Annotated in this window: 12 protein-coding genes and 2 pseudogenes; 9 read left to right on the top strand and 5 right to left on the bottom strand. The window is 59.4% G+C overall.

Going from position 1 to position 15694, the window contains the following annotated elements; translation table 11 throughout:
- The first annotated feature begins 116 nt into the window (after positions 1–116).
- Complete coding sequence (gene rpsA, locus RBH10_RS03095; RefSeq protein WP_281039076.1) at positions 117–1817, top strand: 30S ribosomal protein S1; 1701 nt, start codon at positions 117–119, stop codon at positions 1815–1817.
- A gap of 100 nt (positions 1818–1917) precedes the next feature.
- On the opposite strand, the pseudogene RBH10_RS03090 reads toward rpsA, so the two are convergent.
- The 4 genes and pseudogenes from RBH10_RS03090 to RBH10_RS03075 form a co-directional block, all read right to left on the bottom strand.
- Positions 1918–3476: pseudogene (locus RBH10_RS03090) on the bottom strand (hypothetical protein).
- A 261-nt stretch (positions 3477–3737) separates the two neighbouring features.
- Positions 3738–4046, bottom strand: coding sequence for a hypothetical protein (locus tag RBH10_RS03085; RefSeq protein WP_281039078.1), 309 nt, complete (start codon positions 4044–4046; stop codon positions 3738–3740).
- A gap of 50 nt (positions 4047–4096) precedes the next feature.
- Positions 4097–5329, bottom strand: a complete 1233-nt coding sequence (locus tag RBH10_RS03080) for a hypothetical protein (protein ID WP_281039079.1) — start codon at positions 5327–5329, stop codon at positions 4097–4099.
- Positions 5330–5410: 81 nt separating this feature from the next.
- Entirely contained in the window at positions 5411–6037 is a 627-nt protein-coding gene (locus RBH10_RS03075) for a ribonuclease D (protein ID WP_281039080.1), read from the bottom strand.
- Between the two features lie 167 nt (positions 6038–6204).
- Between RBH10_RS03075 and RBH10_RS03070 the strand changes: the two are divergent.
- From RBH10_RS03070 to RBH10_RS03035, 8 genes and pseudogenes are all read left to right on the top strand, one after another.
- Positions 6205–6820: pseudogene (locus RBH10_RS03070) on the top strand (nucleoside 2-deoxyribosyltransferase).
- Entirely contained in the window at positions 6817–7566 is a 750-nt protein-coding gene (locus RBH10_RS03065) for an SDR family oxidoreductase (RefSeq protein ID WP_281039082.1), read from the top strand. Before RBH10_RS03070 ends, RBH10_RS03065 begins: the two are co-directional and overlap by 4 nt.
- 554 nt (positions 7567–8120) lie before the next feature.
- On the top strand, positions 8121–9308 hold the full coding sequence (locus tag RBH10_RS03060) for a Xaa-Pro peptidase family protein (protein WP_281039083.1): 1188 nt from the start codon (positions 8121–8123) through the stop codon (positions 9306–9308).
- Positions 9309–9427: 119 nt separating this feature from the next.
- Positions 9428–11032 carry an ABC transporter substrate-binding protein gene (locus tag RBH10_RS03055; RefSeq protein ID WP_281039084.1) on the top strand — a complete coding sequence of 535 codons (1605 nt, stop codon included), beginning with the start codon at positions 9428–9430 and terminating at the stop codon, positions 11030–11032.
- A gap of 62 nt (positions 11033–11094) precedes the next feature.
- On the top strand, positions 11095–12102 hold the full coding sequence (locus RBH10_RS03050; protein ID WP_281039085.1) for an ABC transporter permease subunit: 1008 nt from the start codon (positions 11095–11097) through the stop codon (positions 12100–12102).
- A complete protein-coding gene (locus RBH10_RS03045) occupies positions 12099–13013 on the top strand; it encodes an ABC transporter permease subunit (RefSeq protein WP_281039086.1) in 915 nt (304 codons plus the stop codon). Before RBH10_RS03050 ends, RBH10_RS03045 begins: the two co-directional genes overlap by 4 nt.
- Positions 13014–13016: 3 nt before the next feature.
- The gene (locus RBH10_RS03040; protein WP_281039088.1) at positions 13017–13856 is read left to right on the top strand and encodes an ABC transporter ATP-binding protein; all 840 of its coding nucleotides are present in this window, start codon (positions 13017–13019) and stop codon (positions 13854–13856) included.
- The gene (locus tag RBH10_RS03035) at positions 13853–14698 is read left to right on the top strand and encodes an ATP-binding cassette domain-containing protein (RefSeq protein ID WP_281039089.1); all 846 of its coding nucleotides are present in this window, start codon (positions 13853–13855) and stop codon (positions 14696–14698) included. The genes RBH10_RS03040 and RBH10_RS03035 overlap by 4 nt, the downstream gene beginning before the upstream one ends.
- 121 nt (positions 14699–14819) lie before the next feature.
- On the opposite strand, the gene RBH10_RS03030 is transcribed toward RBH10_RS03035, so the two are convergent.
- The gene (locus RBH10_RS03030) at positions 14820–15494 is read right to left on the bottom strand and encodes a GntR family transcriptional regulator (protein WP_281039090.1); all 675 of its coding nucleotides are present in this window, start codon (positions 15492–15494) and stop codon (positions 14820–14822) included.
- Positions 15495–15694: the final 200 nt, after the last annotated feature.

Here is a 15694-nt window from a genome sequence, read left to right as displayed (position 1 = left end):
CATGTCCTTGCGCCGGAAAGCCTTTTGAAAAGGCGGGCATGGGTTCGGGTATCAACAACGCTAGCCCACCGGCGCTTTTGTATTCGCTCTTAAAGCGGATGCAATTAGGAGATTTCATGTCAGTATCTACACCCACGCGCGAAGATTTCGCAGCGCTTCTCGAAGAATCCTTTGCCTCTAACGATCTTGCCGAAGGCTATGTTGCCAAGGGTATCGTAACGGCAATCGAGAAGGACGTTGCCATCGTCGACGTCGGCCTCAAGGTTGAAGGCCGCGTACCGTTGAAGGAATTCGGCGCGAAGTCCAAGGACGGCACGCTGAAGGTCGGCGACGAAGTCGAAGTTTACGTCGAGCGCATCGAAAACGCTCTCGGCGAAGCCGTTCTGTCGCGCGAGAAGGCTCGCCGCGAAGAAAGCTGGGTCAAGCTCGAAGCCAAGTTCGAAGCCGGCGAACGCGTCGAAGGCGTTATCTTCAACCAGGTCAAGGGTGGTTTCACCGTCGATCTGGACGGCGCTGTTGCCTTCCTTCCGCGTTCGCAGGTCGACATCCGTCCGATCCGCGACGTTACCCCGCTGATGCACAACCCGCAGCCCTTCGAAATCCTCAAGATGGACAAGCGTCGCGGCAACATCGTTGTTTCGCGCCGTACGGTTCTCGAAGAGTCCCGCGCCGAGCAGCGTTCTGAAATCGTTCAGAACCTCGAAGAAGGCCAGGTTGTTGACGGCGTCGTCAAGAACATCACCGATTACGGTGCGTTCGTTGACCTCGGCGGCATCGACGGCCTGCTGCACGTTACCGACATGGCATGGCGCCGCGTCAACCATCCTTCGGAAATCCTCAACATTGGCCAGCAGGTCAAGGTTCAGATCATCCGCATCAACCAGGAAACCCACCGTATCTCGCTCGGCATGAAGCAGCTCGAGTCCGATCCGTGGGATGGCATCTCCGCCAAGTACCCGGTTGGCAAGAAGATCTCCGGTACGGTCACGAACATCACCGACTACGGTGCATTCGTTGAACTGGAGCCGGGCATCGAAGGCCTGATCCACATTTCCGAAATGTCCTGGACCAAGAAGAACGTACATCCCGGCAAGATCCTGTCCACGAGCCAGGAAGTTGACGTTGTCGTTCTCGAAGTCGATCCGTCCAAGCGCCGTATCTCGCTCGGCCTCAAGCAGACGCTGGAAAACCCGTGGCAGGCATTTGCCTTCAGCCATCCGGCCGGCACTGAAGTCGAAGGCGAAGTCAAGAACAAGACCGAATTCGGCCTGTTCATTGGCCTCGAAGGCGATGTTGACGGCATGGTTCACCTGTCGGATCTCGACTGGAACCGTCCGGGCGAACAGGTCATCGAAGAGTTCAACAAGGGTGACGTGGTCAAGGCCGTCGTTCTCGATGTTGACGTCGAGAAGGAACGCATCTCGCTCGGCATCAAGCAGCTCGGCAAGGATGCTGTCGGTGAAGCCGCAACGTCCGGCGACCTGCGCAAGAACGCAGTCGTTTCGTGCGAAGTCATCGCCGTTAACGACGGTGGCGTGGAAGTGAAGCTCGTCAACCACGAGGACATCACCTCCTTCATCCGCCGCAACGACCTCGCACGCGATCGTGACGATCAGCGTCCGGAGCGTTTCGCAGTTGGCCAGGTTTTCGACGCCCGCGTCGTCAACTTCTCGAAGAAGGACCGCAAGGTCATGCTTTCGATCAAGGCTCTGGAAATCGCTGAAGAGAAGGAAGCCGTCGCACAGTTCGGTTCGTCCGACTCGGGCGCTTCGCTCGGCGACATCCTCGGTGCTGCTCTGAAGAACCGCACTGAATAATCGCTGACGATCTTTTGAAATGAAGAACCCGCCGGAATTTTCCGGCGGGTTTTTTATTGGGTGTAGCGTGCGGGTCGTGGGCGAATGAGTGGCGCGGAATTCAGTGCATGCCGCTCATTTTAAGGTAGTAATTTTCCGCACTGTCGTCGAAAGCCGCTTGCTGCGGACTTTCCTCATCGCCGATCTCATCATTGGCGGCCATCCGCTCTTCCACGTCATCCTGACCGCCGGGATTTTCACCCTCCGGCTCACCATTCGCCTCCTCGTCGGAAAACGGGCCACGCCCGCGATGCGGCGTTTCCGATCGTGTTCTTCTTCCGCCGGGGGATAGGCGACGAGCGGTAGCGGCGTGCCATCTTTTGCCAGAGCCGCGGCGATCAGCGATTGCGAGGCCGTTTGTTCCAGCATCGCCATTCTGGCTTCCGGATCGAGGGCCGCGCGCGGGATGGGCTGGGCTTCTGGTCGGTTGGCAATCGTCTCCGTTTCCTCGCCGGTCTGGCGGGTGATGGGCGTTGCGAGGGCAGTTCGTTCGGCAGGCTGTTCTTCGAGCTGCTGCGGCGCCGAGCCTGATGGGGTGGCGGAAGGCTGCGCAACGTTAGCGGCTTTGGCGGGAAGTTTGCCGGCCACGGCGGCAAGCAACAGGTTCTCCATCGCTTTGACGTCGCCTGCGGACTGGCCTGATGGCGGGTTCGAGGCCGCACGGGTCTCCTTTTGCTCCGACTTCATGGTGTCCCGCTGCTGGAGGGCAGGGCGCATTTCGCCGTTCTCAGCCCGTGGCGGATTTGCCGGTCGGGCCTCTGCCGGAGTTTCTTTTGTTGTGCTTTCCGTTTGCGGCTGAGGCGAACGTACGGTGCTTTCGGCTTTCCCTTTCGGTTTTGCCGCATCTTGCGGAGAATCGGGCATGCCGGCAGGTGGGGTGGGAAGATTGGTCTGTGGGCCTTGCGGCGCTGCCTGCGCCGCCATCACGGCTTTTATCGCGGCGGCGCTCTGGGCAAGCGGGCCGATGAGCAGAGGCAGGAGCCTGCCGGGCGCAGCGGCGTTTGCCGGTTGCGCCGTTGCTGCGGTCGTTGCCGGATTCTGACGGCCCTCTGCACTCTGGATTGGGGCGTTCTGCTGTTTCGACTGCGGTTGCGACGGCTGCGCGGGTACCGGGTTAGCCGAATTGTTCTGCTGGTAGGAAGACACCACTGCCTTTGCCGCAAGATCCGTTCCCTTGTAGCGGGAAAGCTCAATCAGCAGCGCCAGACGGGCGGCATCCGGTCCAGTCGGCTGTTTCAGAATTTCGGCGAGCATCGAAAGGCTCAATCCCTGCAGGACCTTGGCGACCTGCTGTTCCAGCGCCAGGCGCTGTGGGGCGGGCAGGGCGCGAAGCGCATCCGTCAGGCGCACTACGTAAGTTTGAATGGCTTCGCCATCGCGCCGTGGGAGATTCATCAGCTTGCCGAGCGCCTCGGCCAGAACGGCGGTGCTGCGGGAAAGCTGAAATTCGCTGGTCAGGGAAGCGATTGCTGCCCGGGCAAAAAGATTGTTGCCATTGTCGGGACCGGCATTGCTTGTCTGGGGCTGCACGGCCTCTTTCTGCTGCCCGCGCTGCGTCTGCGGGACCGTGGATCCATAGGCGGCATCGGCTGCCGGAATTTTCGGTACAGGCGGTAACATGCTGCGCTCCGTTCCTATCGATTACCGCCGCTGGCTGCGAAAGGGCCAATCCCTGGCTCTCTGATCCGCATTTGGCCGTTATGTTGAAAGATTGCCGCGCCGGTGATGTACAGGTGTCATCTCGCCCGCTCATGCGGGAGCGCCGTGTGCGTCGCTGGCAGGAATGCTAGCTTTTCGCGATGCACACAGAATCATCAACCCTAAGTTTGGGCTGTAGATATTAAGAATTCGCTAACCATAAAAATCGCGTCGACCCGGCGGTCAGGGAGAAACGCTGATGAACATGCGATAGAGCCCGTTATCGTCGGAATTGACCGATGAAATGTGGTCCGGCTCGCTGCCCGCTTCTTCAAAGGCTTCCGGCGGCATGGCGTCGAGCCAGCTTGCCTTGGGAAAACCTCTCTCGGGACGGTTTTCCACGGGGTCAATGAGGTGGTCTTCCTCGCCCGCCGCAACGAAGGTGGCGTCGTCAGGCACCAGCGGCGGGGCGGCCATGGAGAGCAGCGCTTGCGCCGCATTCGGTTCGGCATCGTGACCGGCGCTGCCGGATATGCCTGATATATCGGACATGTCTGAACTCACATCATGTTTCGCTCAAGTGACTATCGGCAGCGGCGAGATCATGCCGCCTTCTTCTTCAGCAGTGCATAAATTCCATTGTCGTCGATCGAGATCGGTAGAATGGGGTTACGGGCGTTGTCGACAACCGCCTGTGCATCGAGCAGTTTTTTGGCGTCGTCTTTCGCATCGGCTTCCGTCGTGGTGGTCGCGTCTGCCTTGACGGGTTCATTGTCGTTTTCAGCCGGGGCTGCCTCGGGCGCCGGTGCTGCCGCTAGCACGGAGATCAGGGCTATTTCCGATGAAATGTCGACCGAACCCTGTCCTTCGGTGCCTTGCGCTTTTTCATCGGCGGAAGCGTCTATGTGCTCCTTCACGACATCCTGAAGTTTTTGCACATCCTCCAGCTTGCCCTGCGCGTCGCGGGTCTGGATATCCTCTTCCCGCTCGGCCGCAACCTCAGCGTCGTTGATTTCGCCCATGCGGTTTTCACCGCGTTCGGCCTGCAATTCTTCCTTGGTTTTCGGGTCGGCGACATCTTCCAGGCGCTGGATGACCTTCATCGTTTCCCGCGTCATGAATTGGGTGCCCTGCGCCTGCTCGTTCAGCGCATTCTTCACGGCGCGTGCCGCATCGCTAAATGGGTTGGCGATTGCGGCGATCATCTGCTGCGCGGAAATACCAAGTTCCTTGAGGCCGGTCGATTCTTCGAGATCGTTGACGCTTTTGGGCGCGGTGGCGCGCACTGCCATGATCGCTTTCGACATCTGCACGCCGAAATCTTCTTCCTTGCCCGTCAGGCCGGCATTTTTGGCGATGCGTGCTGCAAGTGCCGCCATGGGCGCGGTCTTTGTGGTTGCGCCGTCATTCAGGACTTCCACGACCTGCGCTTCCGAAACGCCGAAGGATTTCAGGGAAATCGTCGTCGCTTTTCCTGCCGCATCGGTTTTTTCAAAACCCTCTGTCAGGGTCAATGCATCCTGAAGCCTCTGGGCGAAAGAGAAGCTCGATTCGTCGAGTTCCTGGGTGATGCCAAGTGCAGACGAGAAACGGGAAACAAGCGAGGCAAAGGCATCGCCATCGGGCTTCATGGCGCCGAACAGATAGGCGCTTATCTTTTCATTGGCGACGCGATGGCTTTGGTCCGGCTGCGGTTGGGTTTTTACCGCTTCGTCCTTTTTGGTGCCGTTCGCCTTTTCCTGCTCTTCGCGCTGGCGTTCCTCGATGGTCTCGACCATCGACCGCATGAGGTCGCTGACTGCAATGCCTGCCGTCTGTTGCAACGGAGTAATCATCTGGAAGTCCCCGGCCACCAAAGTTGCGGCCGAGAATAGGCAGTTTCGGTAAATCAGTCCTTAAACGAAGCGTAAAAACGCTCAGCTATGGGCGAAAATATCCGTTTCTTCCCAGCCGAGAAGATCGAGCTTCGCACGGGTCGGTAGAAACGCGAAACAGGCATCGGCATGATCGAGGCGACCATCCCGCACGAGGCGGTGGGTCAGCTTGTCGCGCAGCGCATGCAAATGGAGCACATCGGAGGCGGCATATTCGAGCTGTGCCGGCGACAGTTTTTCCGCTGCCCAGTCGGAGGATTGCTGTGCCTTGGAGATATCGACTTCCAGCATTTCCTTCAGATTGTCCTTCAGCCCGTGCCGGTCGGTATAGGTGCGGGTGAGGCGTGAGGCGATCTTGGTGCAGAAAACCGGCGTCGTGGTTACACCGAAGGTGTGGAACAGAACGGCGATATCGAACCGGCCATAGTGAAAAATCTTCTGCCGGGCGGGGTCGGCAAGCATGCGGGTGAGGTTTGGGGCCTCTTTCTGACCGGCGGCGATGCGGATGACGTCCGCCGTGCCGTCGCCCGGAGAAAGCTGGACGACGCAGAGACGGTCGCGGCGCGGCACCAGCCCCAGCGTTTCCGTATCGATTGCGATGGCGCCAAGATAGCGTGCGGCATCTTCGGCGGAAATATCGCCTTCGTGATAACGGATGGTTGCTGCCATTGTCTTGCTCCGGGAATTTCCAGTTCGTTGCTCCGGCTATAACGGAAAGAGAGATTTGACGATACCGTTTTATAGGCCGCTCCGGTGCGCCTTGGCGCTTGCGTTTGCGAAAGTCTCCGGGTTAGGTTCGAGGAAATCCTGTTCCTCCAAATCGTATGAAATTCCCGATGACAAAGAAAATCTATCTCGCCGGGCCGGAAGTTTTCCTTCCGAATGCCCGTGAAATGCTCGACCTGAAGGCCGCGCTTGCGCGGGAAGCCGGTTTTACGCCGCTTTCGCCGGGCGATCTGGAAATTCCGCCGGCGGACACCAAAATCGGCCACGGTTGCAACATCAATGCCATAGACGAGCAGATGATGCTGGAAGCGGATGCGGTCATCGCCAACCTCACGCCGTTTCGCGGCATCGCCGCCGATACGGGAACGAGCTACGAGCTGGGATTCATGTGCGCGCTGGGCAAGCCGGTTTTCGCCTACACCAATGTCGCGGCCAATCACTTCGCCCGTATCAAGGCGAGCTACGGCGACGTTGTCGCCATCGATGAAACAGGCCGGTATCGCGGGCCGGATGGCCTGTCGATCGAGAATTTCGACATGGTCGACAATCTCATGCTGCATGGCGGGGTTTTGCGGCGCGGTGGCGTCGTCATCGTGGGCAACGCCCCCGAAGAGGCCCTGTACACCGATCTCGACGCCTACAAGCGTTGTCTGGCGGCGGCCGCTGAAAAATTATTGACACAAGACTGATCCTCACAGAACGAATTTACTGGAGACACCATCATGAGCGGTACCATCCTCATCACCGGCGCCACGTCGGGTTTCGGACAGGCCACGGCGCGGCGCTTCATCAAGGAAGGCTGGAAGGTCATCGGCACCGGTCGGCGGGCGGAACGGCTGGAGGCGCTGGGCCAGGAACTCGGCTCCACCTTTCATGGCGTCGCCTTTGACATCACCGACGAGGACGCCACGCAAAAGGCGCTTACGGCTTTGCCGGAAGGCTTCCGGGACATCGATATTCTCGTCAACAATGCGGGGCTTGCGCTCGGCACGGCACCCGCGCCGCAGGTGCCGCTGAAAGACTGGCAGACCATGGTGAACACTAACATCACCGGTCTTTTGAACATCACCCACCATCTTTTGCCGACGCTGATCGACCGCAAGGGCATTGTCGTCAACCTTTCGTCGGTGGCCGCGCACTGGCCCTATGCGGGCGGCAACGTCTATGCCGGAACGAAAGCCTTCCTGCGGCAATTCTCGCTCGGTCTGCGCTCCGACCTGCATGGCAAGGGCGTGCGCGTCACCTCGATCGAGCCGGGCATGTGCGAAACGGAATTCACGCTCGTGCGCACCGGCGGCAATCAGGACGCATCGGACAATCTCTATAAGGGCGTCAATCCGATCACGGCCGAGGATATCGCCAATACGATCCATTGGGTCGCCTCACAGCCCAAACATATCAACATCAACAGCCTTGAACTCATGCCGGTCAACCAGTCCTTCGCCGGTTTTCAGGTGCATCGGGAAAGCTGATTTCTCAACGTTTTCTGCGGGAGTGCTAAAAAACAAAGCAGGAATTTTCGAGCTATGCAAAAATGCAATGCTGCATTGCGAGACTTGCTCTGTTAAAAATCGAAGATACCGCTATATTCAAATCATCGAAGCGACGCACTCCTCCTCCCAGTGTCGCTCGATGTGGATCGGTGGTACTCCTCCTCCCAATCACCGATCAAGTTTGAAGCCTGCCGCACCTCCTCCCGCGGCAGGCTTTTTCCTTTTCTGGGCTTTCTTTTTCTGATTTGTTTTTCGGTCGAGTTTCGGCGAGCGTGCCACGCTCGGACGGTATCCCGTTTCTCCCCTTGAATTTCCGGGGGGATTTCATGTTTTCCCGTCAAGGCGACGATTGTTGAAATCGGACACGTGTCGATCACGTTTTCGTTATGTCTAGATGAATATGCACAGTTTTAGGGCGGTGCGTCGTGTTGGCCCATTGCTTAGGCCCCAGCCTGTGTTTAAGCATGGGCAAAAGAACGCTTGGGAGTTGCCGACACGCTTGTGTCTGTGCGCCTGAAAGCGGCGGGGAGAGAATGGCAGACTTTCAAGAGGCGCTGAAGCGGTTTCAGCCGATCGCGATTTCACCGATCGCTGAAGACGAGTTGGGGTTGCGGTTGCGCGGCCTGCAAGCGCAAATGATCCAACAAAATATCAAGGCGGTCTGGCTCGATGCATCATCGTCGCTGACCTATTATACCGGCCTGTCGCTTGGCCTTTCCGAGCGCATTCATGGCGCGCTGGTGCCGGCCGAAGGCGAACCGGTCTATGTCAGCCCGGCATTTGAGGAACCTAAACTTCGGACGATGATCCGTATCGAGGGTGACGTCGCCGTTTGGGAAGAGGATGAAAGTCCCTTCGACCTGATGGTAAAGCGTATCGAAGCGCTGCCGTGTCCCGGCCATCTTCTCGCCATCGATCCCGCCACTCCCTTTGTTTTCGCTTCGGCCCTGATGCAGCGTCTGGAAGGCCGCATCATTTCCGCCCAGCCATTGATCGTCGCCCAGCGGCAGGTCAAATCCGCAGCCGAGATCGCCATCATCCAGGCGGCGATGGATGCGAGCTACGGCGTGCAGAAGGCTGTGTTCGAGGGGCTTCGCCCCGGCGTTTCCACCACCGAAGTGGCCGATTTCGTTAATGCCGCTCATATCGCGCTGGGCATGAAGCCGCTTTTCGTGGCGGTGCAGTTCGGCGAGGCGACGGCCTATCCGCATGGCGTGCCCTATGCGCAGACGCTGAACGAAGGTGATATGGTGCTGGTCGATCTCGGCGGCATTCTCCATGGCTATCGTTCTGACATCACCCGCACCTATGTTTTCGGCCAGCCGACGGAACGGCAGCGCTTTCTGTGGGACGCCGAGCGTGACGCGCAGGCTGCGGCCTTTGACGCGGCCCGGGTCGGTGCTGCCTGCTCGGATGTGGACAACGCCGCGCGCGACAGCCTGAAAGCGGCCGGCTTCGGGCCCGATTATCAGGTTCCGGGCCTGCCGCATCGCACCGGCCACGGCCTTGGGCTGGATATTCACGAAGAACCCTATATCGTTGCAGGAAATGCCACGGCGCTTGAGCCGGGAATGTGCTTTTCAATAGAGCCGATGCTGTGCGTTTATGGGGAATGCGGCGTTCGCCTCGAGGATATAGCTTATATGACGGAGGCGGGACCACGCTGGTTCTGCCCGCCGGAAAAGAACCTCGACCGGCTGTTCCAGCCGGTCGCCGGGTAATTGGTCGGGAGGCACAGGACCGAACGGCGGCACAGTCTCTGTGTCGTCGCTGACCAGGACAGGTAGGCCCCTTGAAAAAGGGCCGCATAAACTCAGAAAAAGAGGGAAAGGACCACCAGATGAAAACGCTGACCCGCAGTTTGCTTATAGCCTCTGCGCTTGCGATGGCTTCCGTCGTGCCCGCCATGGCGAAGACCTTCGTTTATTGCTCCGAGGCATCGCCGGAAGGCTTCGATCCTTCGCCTTACACGGCCGGTGGCACCTTCGATGCCTCCGCGCATCCGGTCTACAACCGTCTGACCGAGTTCAAGAAGGGCACGACCGAAGTTGAGCCGGGCCTTGCCGAAAAGTGGGAAGTTTCGAGCAATGGCCTCGAATACACGTTCCACCTGCGCAAGGGCGTAAAGTGGCACTCCAATGAGAAGTTCACGCCGAGCCGCGATTTCAACGCCGATGATGTGATCTTCAGCTACAACCGCCAGGGCGACGCAAAGAACCCGTGGAACCAGTATATCGCAGGCATCACCTACGAATATTACAACTCCATGGAAATGCCGTCGCTGATCAAGGAAATCGTCAAGGTTGACGATTACACCGTCAAGTTCGTGCTGACGCGCCCGGAAGCGCCGTTCCTCGCCAACATCGCGATGCCTTTCGCTTCGATCGTTTCGAAGGAATATGCCGATACGCTTGATAAGGCCGGCACCAAGGAAGACTTCAACAACCTGCCGATCGGCACCGGTCCGTTCAAGTTCGTCGCCTATCAGAAGGACGCGGTCATCCGCTACCAGAAGAACGCCGACTACTGGGGTGAAGCTCCGAAGATCGACGATCTGATCTTCGCGATCACGCCCGATGCCGCCGTTCGCCTGCAGAAGCTGAAGGCTGGCGAATGCCACCTGATGCCTTACCCGGCTCCTGCTGATCTGGCCACCATCCGCGCCGACAAGAACCTCAAGCTCGACGAGCAGCCCGGTCTGAACGTCGCCTATTTCGCCTACAACACGACAGTTGCGCCTTTCGACAAGCCGGAAGTCCGCAAGGCGCTGAACATGGCGATGAACAAGCAGGCGATCATCGACGCCGTCTTCCAGGGTGCCGGCACTGTTGCCAAGAACCCGATCCCGCCGACGATGTGGTCCTACAACGACAGCATCAAGGACGATCCGTACGATCCGGAAGCTGCCAAGAAGGCTCTCGAAGCCGCTGGCGTCAAGGACCTGACGATGAAGATCTGGGCGATGCCCGTTCAGCGTCCCTACATGCCGAATGCCCGCCGTACCGCCGAGCTGATCCAGTCGGATTTCGCGAAGGTTGGCGTCAAGGCCGAGATCGTCTCCTTCGAGTGGGGTGAATACCTCAAGAAGTCGACTGAAGTGAACCGCGACGGTGCCGTCATCCTCGGCTGGACCGGCGACAACGGTGACCCTGATAACTTCATGGGCGTTCTGCTCTCCTGCGCCGCAACCGGCGAAGGCGGTGCAAACCGTGCTCAGTGGTGCAACAAGGAGTTCTCCGAACTGCTTTCCAAGGCGAAGCAGACCACGGACGTCGCTGAGCGCACCAAGCTTTATGAGCAGGCGCAGGTGATCTTCAAGGAACAGGCTCCGTGGGCGACGCTTGCGCACTCCACGCAGTTCGTTCCGATGTCCGCCAAGGTTTCCGGCTTCACCATGAGCCCGCTCGGCGACTTCACCTTCGAAAACGTCGACATCGCGGAATAATCCCAAACAACAGGACGCGCGGAAGAACTCAGGTCTTCCGCGCGTCTTTTCAGGACAAGACCATGATCCGGTTCATTTTCGGCAAACTTCTCTATCTCGTTCCGACATTTCTCGGGATTACCATCGTCGCCTTCGCCTTCGTGCGCGTCCTGCCCGGTGACCCCGTGCTGTTGATGGCGGGTGAGCGCGGCATTTCGCCCGAACGGCATGCGCAGCTTGCCGAACAGCTCGGCTTTGCCCAGCCTATCTGGCAGCAATATCTGCATTTTCTCGGACGGCTGCTTCAAGGCGATCTCGGCAATTCGCTGGTCACCAAGAAACCCGTTCTGACCGAGTTCCTGGCGCTCTTTCCCGCGACAGTCGAGCTTGGCCTCGTCGCCATCATCCTCGCGACCCTGATCGGTGTGCCGGTTGGCGTCATCGCCGCCATTCGCCGTGGCTCGTGGTTCGACCAGATCTCCATGACGACAGCGCTTGTCGGTTTTTCCATGCCGATCTTCTGGTGGGGCCTGCTGCTCATCATCATGTTCTCCGGCATCCTGCAATGGACGCCGGTTTCGGGCCGCATCTCGCTGATGTATTTCTTCCCCTCCGTTACCGGCTTCATGCTGATCGACAGCCTGATTTCGGGGCAGAAGGGCGCTTTTGCCTCGGCTTTGTCCCACCTCATCCTGCCATCGGTGGTGCTTGCCACCATTCCGCTGGCGGTGATTGCGCGCCAGACGCGCTCGGCGATGCTGGAAGTGCTGGGTGAGGATTACGTGCGCACCGCGCGTGCGAAAGGCATGTCGCCGTCGCGCGTCGTCGGCGTTCACGCATTGCGCAACGCCATGATCCCGGTCATCACCACCATCGGCCTGCAGATCGGCGTGCTGATGGCGGGTGCAATCCTGACCGAAACCATCTTTTCCTGGCCGGGCATCGGCAAGTGGATGATCGATTCCATCTCGCGCCGTGACTATCCGGTCGTGCAGAGCGGCCTGCTTCTGATCGCGGGTCTGGTGATGGTCGTCAACCTGCTTGTCGATCTGACCTATGGCCTCATCAATCCAAGGATCCGTCACAAATGAGCGATGTGACCACAATTCCGGGCGTCCGCCTTTCCGACGCCGCCATCCGCCGCCGGATGCTCGCCGATTTCTGGTTCTACTTCCGCCAGAACCGTGGCGCCGTCATCGGCCTTGCCGTCTTCCTTCTTCTGGTCCTGATCGCGGTTTTTGCAGCCGTAATCGCGCCACATGACCCGACCCAGCAATATAGAGATGCTTTGCTCGTCCCGCCGGTCTGGCAGGATGGAGGCCGTGCCGCATTCCTGCTCGGCACCGATGCTGTCGGCCGCGACATGCTGTCCCGGCTGATCTACGGTGCGCAATATTCGCTGTTCATCGGCGTCGTCGTCGTCTCCATCGCCCTTGTCGGCGGCATCGTCATCGGTCTTGTTGCCGGCTTCTTCGGCGGCTGGGTGGACACGGTCATCATGCGCGTGATGGACGTCATCCTGGCGTTTCCCTCGCTGCTTCTGGCGCTGGTGCTTGTGGCGATCCTCGGGCCCGGGCTCACCAACGCCATGATCGCCATCGCCATCGTCTATCAGCCGCATTTTGCGCGTCTGACGCGTGCTGCCGTAATGAGCGAGCTTCGGCGTGAATATGTTACCGCTGCCCGAGTGGCGGGTGCTGGCAATTTCCGGCTGATGTTCAAAACCATCCTGCCGAACTGCCTCGCGCCGCTGATCGTTCAGGCGACGCTTTCCTTCTCGTCTGCCGTTCTCGATGCGGCGGCTCTCGGCTTCCTCGGCATGGGCGCGCAGCCGCCCGCATCCGAATGGGGCACGATGCTGGCCGAAGCCCGCGAGTTCATCCTGCGCGCCTGGTGGGTTGTCACCCTTCCGGGCCTGACGATCCTCGTTTCGGTGCTCGCCATCAACCTGATGGGTGACGGGCTGCGTGATGCGCTCGATCCCAAACTGAAGCGGAGCTAAGCGATGAGCCTGCTGAAAATCAAGAACCTCACCGTCAGTTTTGCCACCGCCGCCGGCGCTTTCAAGGCCGTTGATGGCATCGATGTCTCCGTGGACAAGCATGAAGTGCTGGCGATCGTCGGCGAGTCCGGTTCCGGCAAGTCGGTATCCATGCTCGCCGTCATGGGGCTTTTGCCCGATACGGCGACGATCACCGCCGACGAAATGATCTTCGACGGCATAAACCTGCTGGCCATGTCGCCGCAGGAGCGCCGCAAGCTGATCGGCCGCGAGATCACCATGATCTTCCAGGAGCCGGTCGCCTCGCTCAACCCGTCGTTTACGGTCGGTTTCCAGATCGAGGAGGTACTGCGCCTCAATCTCGGCATGAGCGGGTCCGCTGCGCGGGCGCGGGCACTGGAGCTGTTCCGGTCTGTCGGCATTCCCGAGCCGGAAACCAAGCTCAATGCCTATCCGCACCAGATGTCCGGCGGCCAGTGCCAGCGCGTGATGATCGCCATCGCGATCGCCTCCAAACCGCGCCTGCTGATTGCCGATGAGCCTACCACCGCACTCGACGTGACGATCCAGAAACAGATCCTCGACCTGTTGATGGACCTGCAGGAAGAATACGGCATGGCGCTGATCCTCATCACCCATGACATGGGTGTCGTGGCCGAAACAGCAGACCGCGTGGTCGTGCAATATAAGGGTCGCAAGATGGAGGAGGCGGATGTGCTGAGCCTGTTCGAGGCCCCGCAGCATCCCTATACCAAGGCATTGCTTTCCGCGCTTCCGGAACATGCGACCGGCGACCGCCTGCCCACGGTTTCCGACTTCTTCGGCAAGGAGGGCGTTCAATGAGCATCGTTGTCGAAGGCAAGGGAATTACCCGCCATTATCACGTTCCGGGCGGATTATTCGGCGGTGCAAAGACCGTTCAGGCGTTGAAAGGCATCGATTTTGCTGTCGAGCGCGGCAAGACGCTCGCGATCGTTGGCGAATCCGGTTCCGGCAAGTCAACGCTTGCGCGCATCATCGCGTTGATCGACCCGGCATCCGGCGGCGAGCTGAAGATTGACGGCAACCCCGTCGATATCGCCAAGCGCCGTCCCGGCACGGACATGCGCTCCAAGGTGCAGATGGTGTTCCAGAACCCCTATGGCAGCCTCAATCCGCGCCAGAAGGTTGGCGACGTGCTGATGGAGCCGCTCGTCATCAACACCAAGATGCCGGCTTCCGAGCGTCGCGAGCGGGCCGAAGCCATGCTGGTGAAGGTCGGGCTGGGTCCGGAACACTTCAACCGTTATCCGCACATGTTCTCCGGTGGCCAACGCCAGCGTATCGCGATTGCGCGGGCACTGATGCTCAACCCCGCACTGCTGGTGCTGGACGAGCCGGTCTCCGCACTCGATCTTTCGGTACAGGCGCAGGTGCTGAACCTGCTGAGAGACCTCCAGGAAGAGTTTGAGCTGACCTACGTCTTCGTCAGCCACGATCTTTCCGTGGTCCGGTATATCGCCGATGACGTTATGGTCATCTCGAAGGGCGTGGCTGTGGAGCAGGGTACTCGCGAAGAACTGTTCGCCGATCCGAAGCACGCGTATACCCGCCAGCTTTTTGCCGCCACGCCGATAACGGATGTGGATGCCATCCGCGCCCGCGTGGAGCGCCGCAAGGCCGCACGGCAGGCCGCAACGGCTTGAGATTGGCGATTGAACGATAAATAAGTGGGGCGGGCCGGATTTCCGGCCCGTTCTTTTTCAGGTCGCCGTCGAATGTGCGCCTGAATGCCGGGAAGCAGTTCTTCCCTGACATCCGAACAGATCAGGCTCCCGCCTCTCTGAGCAGACGGACCTGCCGCAGCGTATTCTGCCGGCTGCGTTCCAGATGCCGCCACAGGGCATCGACGATCTGGGCCTTGCTGCGGGCAGCGATGGCATCGGCAATATTCTGGTGTTCTTCGACGGAGCGGGCGTAGTCGCCGAGGATCGACACAAAAACGGTGTGGGTCTGGTCGAGAATGCGCTCATGCGTGCCGGAAATGACCGGAATACGTGCGGCCGAAACAAGGGCGGTGTGAAAGCTGCGATCGTGGAAAAGCGCCTTGGAGAGATCGTCCAGCGACGCGCTTTTGGCGAATTCGCGGTGTTTCGCAAGGCTTTCCAAAAGCTGCGCATGCAGGGCCTCGTCCAGTTGCCCGGCGTCGAACGCCACTTCCACAGCGCCTTTTTCCAGCAGCATTCTGGCGGCGTAGAGTTCCTCGACATCCTCCACGGTGAAGTCGCGCACCACCATGCCGCGCCGTGAGGAATTGATCACCAGCCCGTCTGCTTCGAGCTTCAGGCAGGCTTCCTTGACCGGCGTGGGGCTGATGCCGAGATCGGTGGCAAGCTCATTGGGCAGCAGCCGTTCGCCGCCCCGTAATCTGCCACTGACGATGCGCGCACGTAGTTCCTGATGCGCCTGTTCGGCGAGTGTGACTTTGACCAGCGTGTTCATGGCGGCATCATCGCCCAGCTTCGCAAGACAGGCAATGCTCGAATATTAAAAATAAAAAATTTTTTATTTTACAAAGCCCGTTTTTGCTTTAGCTCTATCTGTCATCGGAAGCCGGCTGCTGGAGGAGGGTGGTCGGGCAACCCCTTAGTTTTCATCTCCTGCGGTCAATGATCGCGGGACGATGGTGAGATTCCGCCTGT

The sequence above is a fragment of the Rhizobium sp. AN73 genome (assembly GCF_030757975.1).
Taxonomy (GTDB): domain Bacteria; phylum Pseudomonadota; class Alphaproteobacteria; order Rhizobiales; family Rhizobiaceae; genus Agrobacterium; species Agrobacterium arsenijevicii.
The sequence above is the reverse complement of the archived record's forward strand: the minus strand, read 5'-3'. Positions and strand labels throughout refer to the sequence as shown.

What these genes read in the sequence shown, in the direction of transcription:
- rpsA (WP_281039076.1), top strand. Translation starts at nt 117, where the DNA reads ATGTCAGTATCTACACCCACGCGCGAAGATTTCGCAGCGCTTCTCGAA.
- RBH10_RS03085 (WP_281039078.1), bottom strand. Translation starts at nt 4,046, where the DNA reads ATGTCCGATATATCAGGCATATCCGGCAGCGCCGGTCACGATGCCGAA.
- RBH10_RS03080 (WP_281039079.1), bottom strand. Translation starts at nt 5,329, where the DNA reads ATGATTACTCCGTTGCAACAGACGGCAGGCATTGCAGTCAGCGACCTC.
- RBH10_RS03075 (WP_281039080.1), bottom strand. Translation starts at nt 6,037, where the DNA reads ATGGCAGCAACCATCCGTTATCACGAAGGCGATATTTCCGCCGAAGAT.
- RBH10_RS03065 (WP_281039082.1), top strand. Translation starts at nt 6,817, where the DNA reads ATGAGCGGTACCATCCTCATCACCGGCGCCACGTCGGGTTTCGGACAG.
- RBH10_RS03060 (WP_281039083.1), top strand. Translation starts at nt 8,121, where the DNA reads ATGGCAGACTTTCAAGAGGCGCTGAAGCGGTTTCAGCCGATCGCGATT.
- RBH10_RS03055 (WP_281039084.1), top strand. Translation starts at nt 9,428, where the DNA reads ATGAAAACGCTGACCCGCAGTTTGCTTATAGCCTCTGCGCTTGCGATG.
- RBH10_RS03050 (WP_281039085.1), top strand. Translation starts at nt 11,095, where the DNA reads ATGATCCGGTTCATTTTCGGCAAACTTCTCTATCTCGTTCCGACATTT.
- RBH10_RS03045 (WP_281039086.1), top strand. Translation starts at nt 12,099, where the DNA reads ATGAGCGATGTGACCACAATTCCGGGCGTCCGCCTTTCCGACGCCGCC.
- RBH10_RS03040 (WP_281039088.1), top strand. Translation starts at nt 13,017, where the DNA reads ATGAGCCTGCTGAAAATCAAGAACCTCACCGTCAGTTTTGCCACCGCC.
- RBH10_RS03035 (WP_281039089.1), top strand. Translation starts at nt 13,853, where the DNA reads ATGAGCATCGTTGTCGAAGGCAAGGGAATTACCCGCCATTATCACGTT.
- RBH10_RS03030 (WP_281039090.1), bottom strand. Translation starts at nt 15,494, where the DNA reads ATGAACACGCTGGTCAAAGTCACACTCGCCGAACAGGCGCATCAGGAA.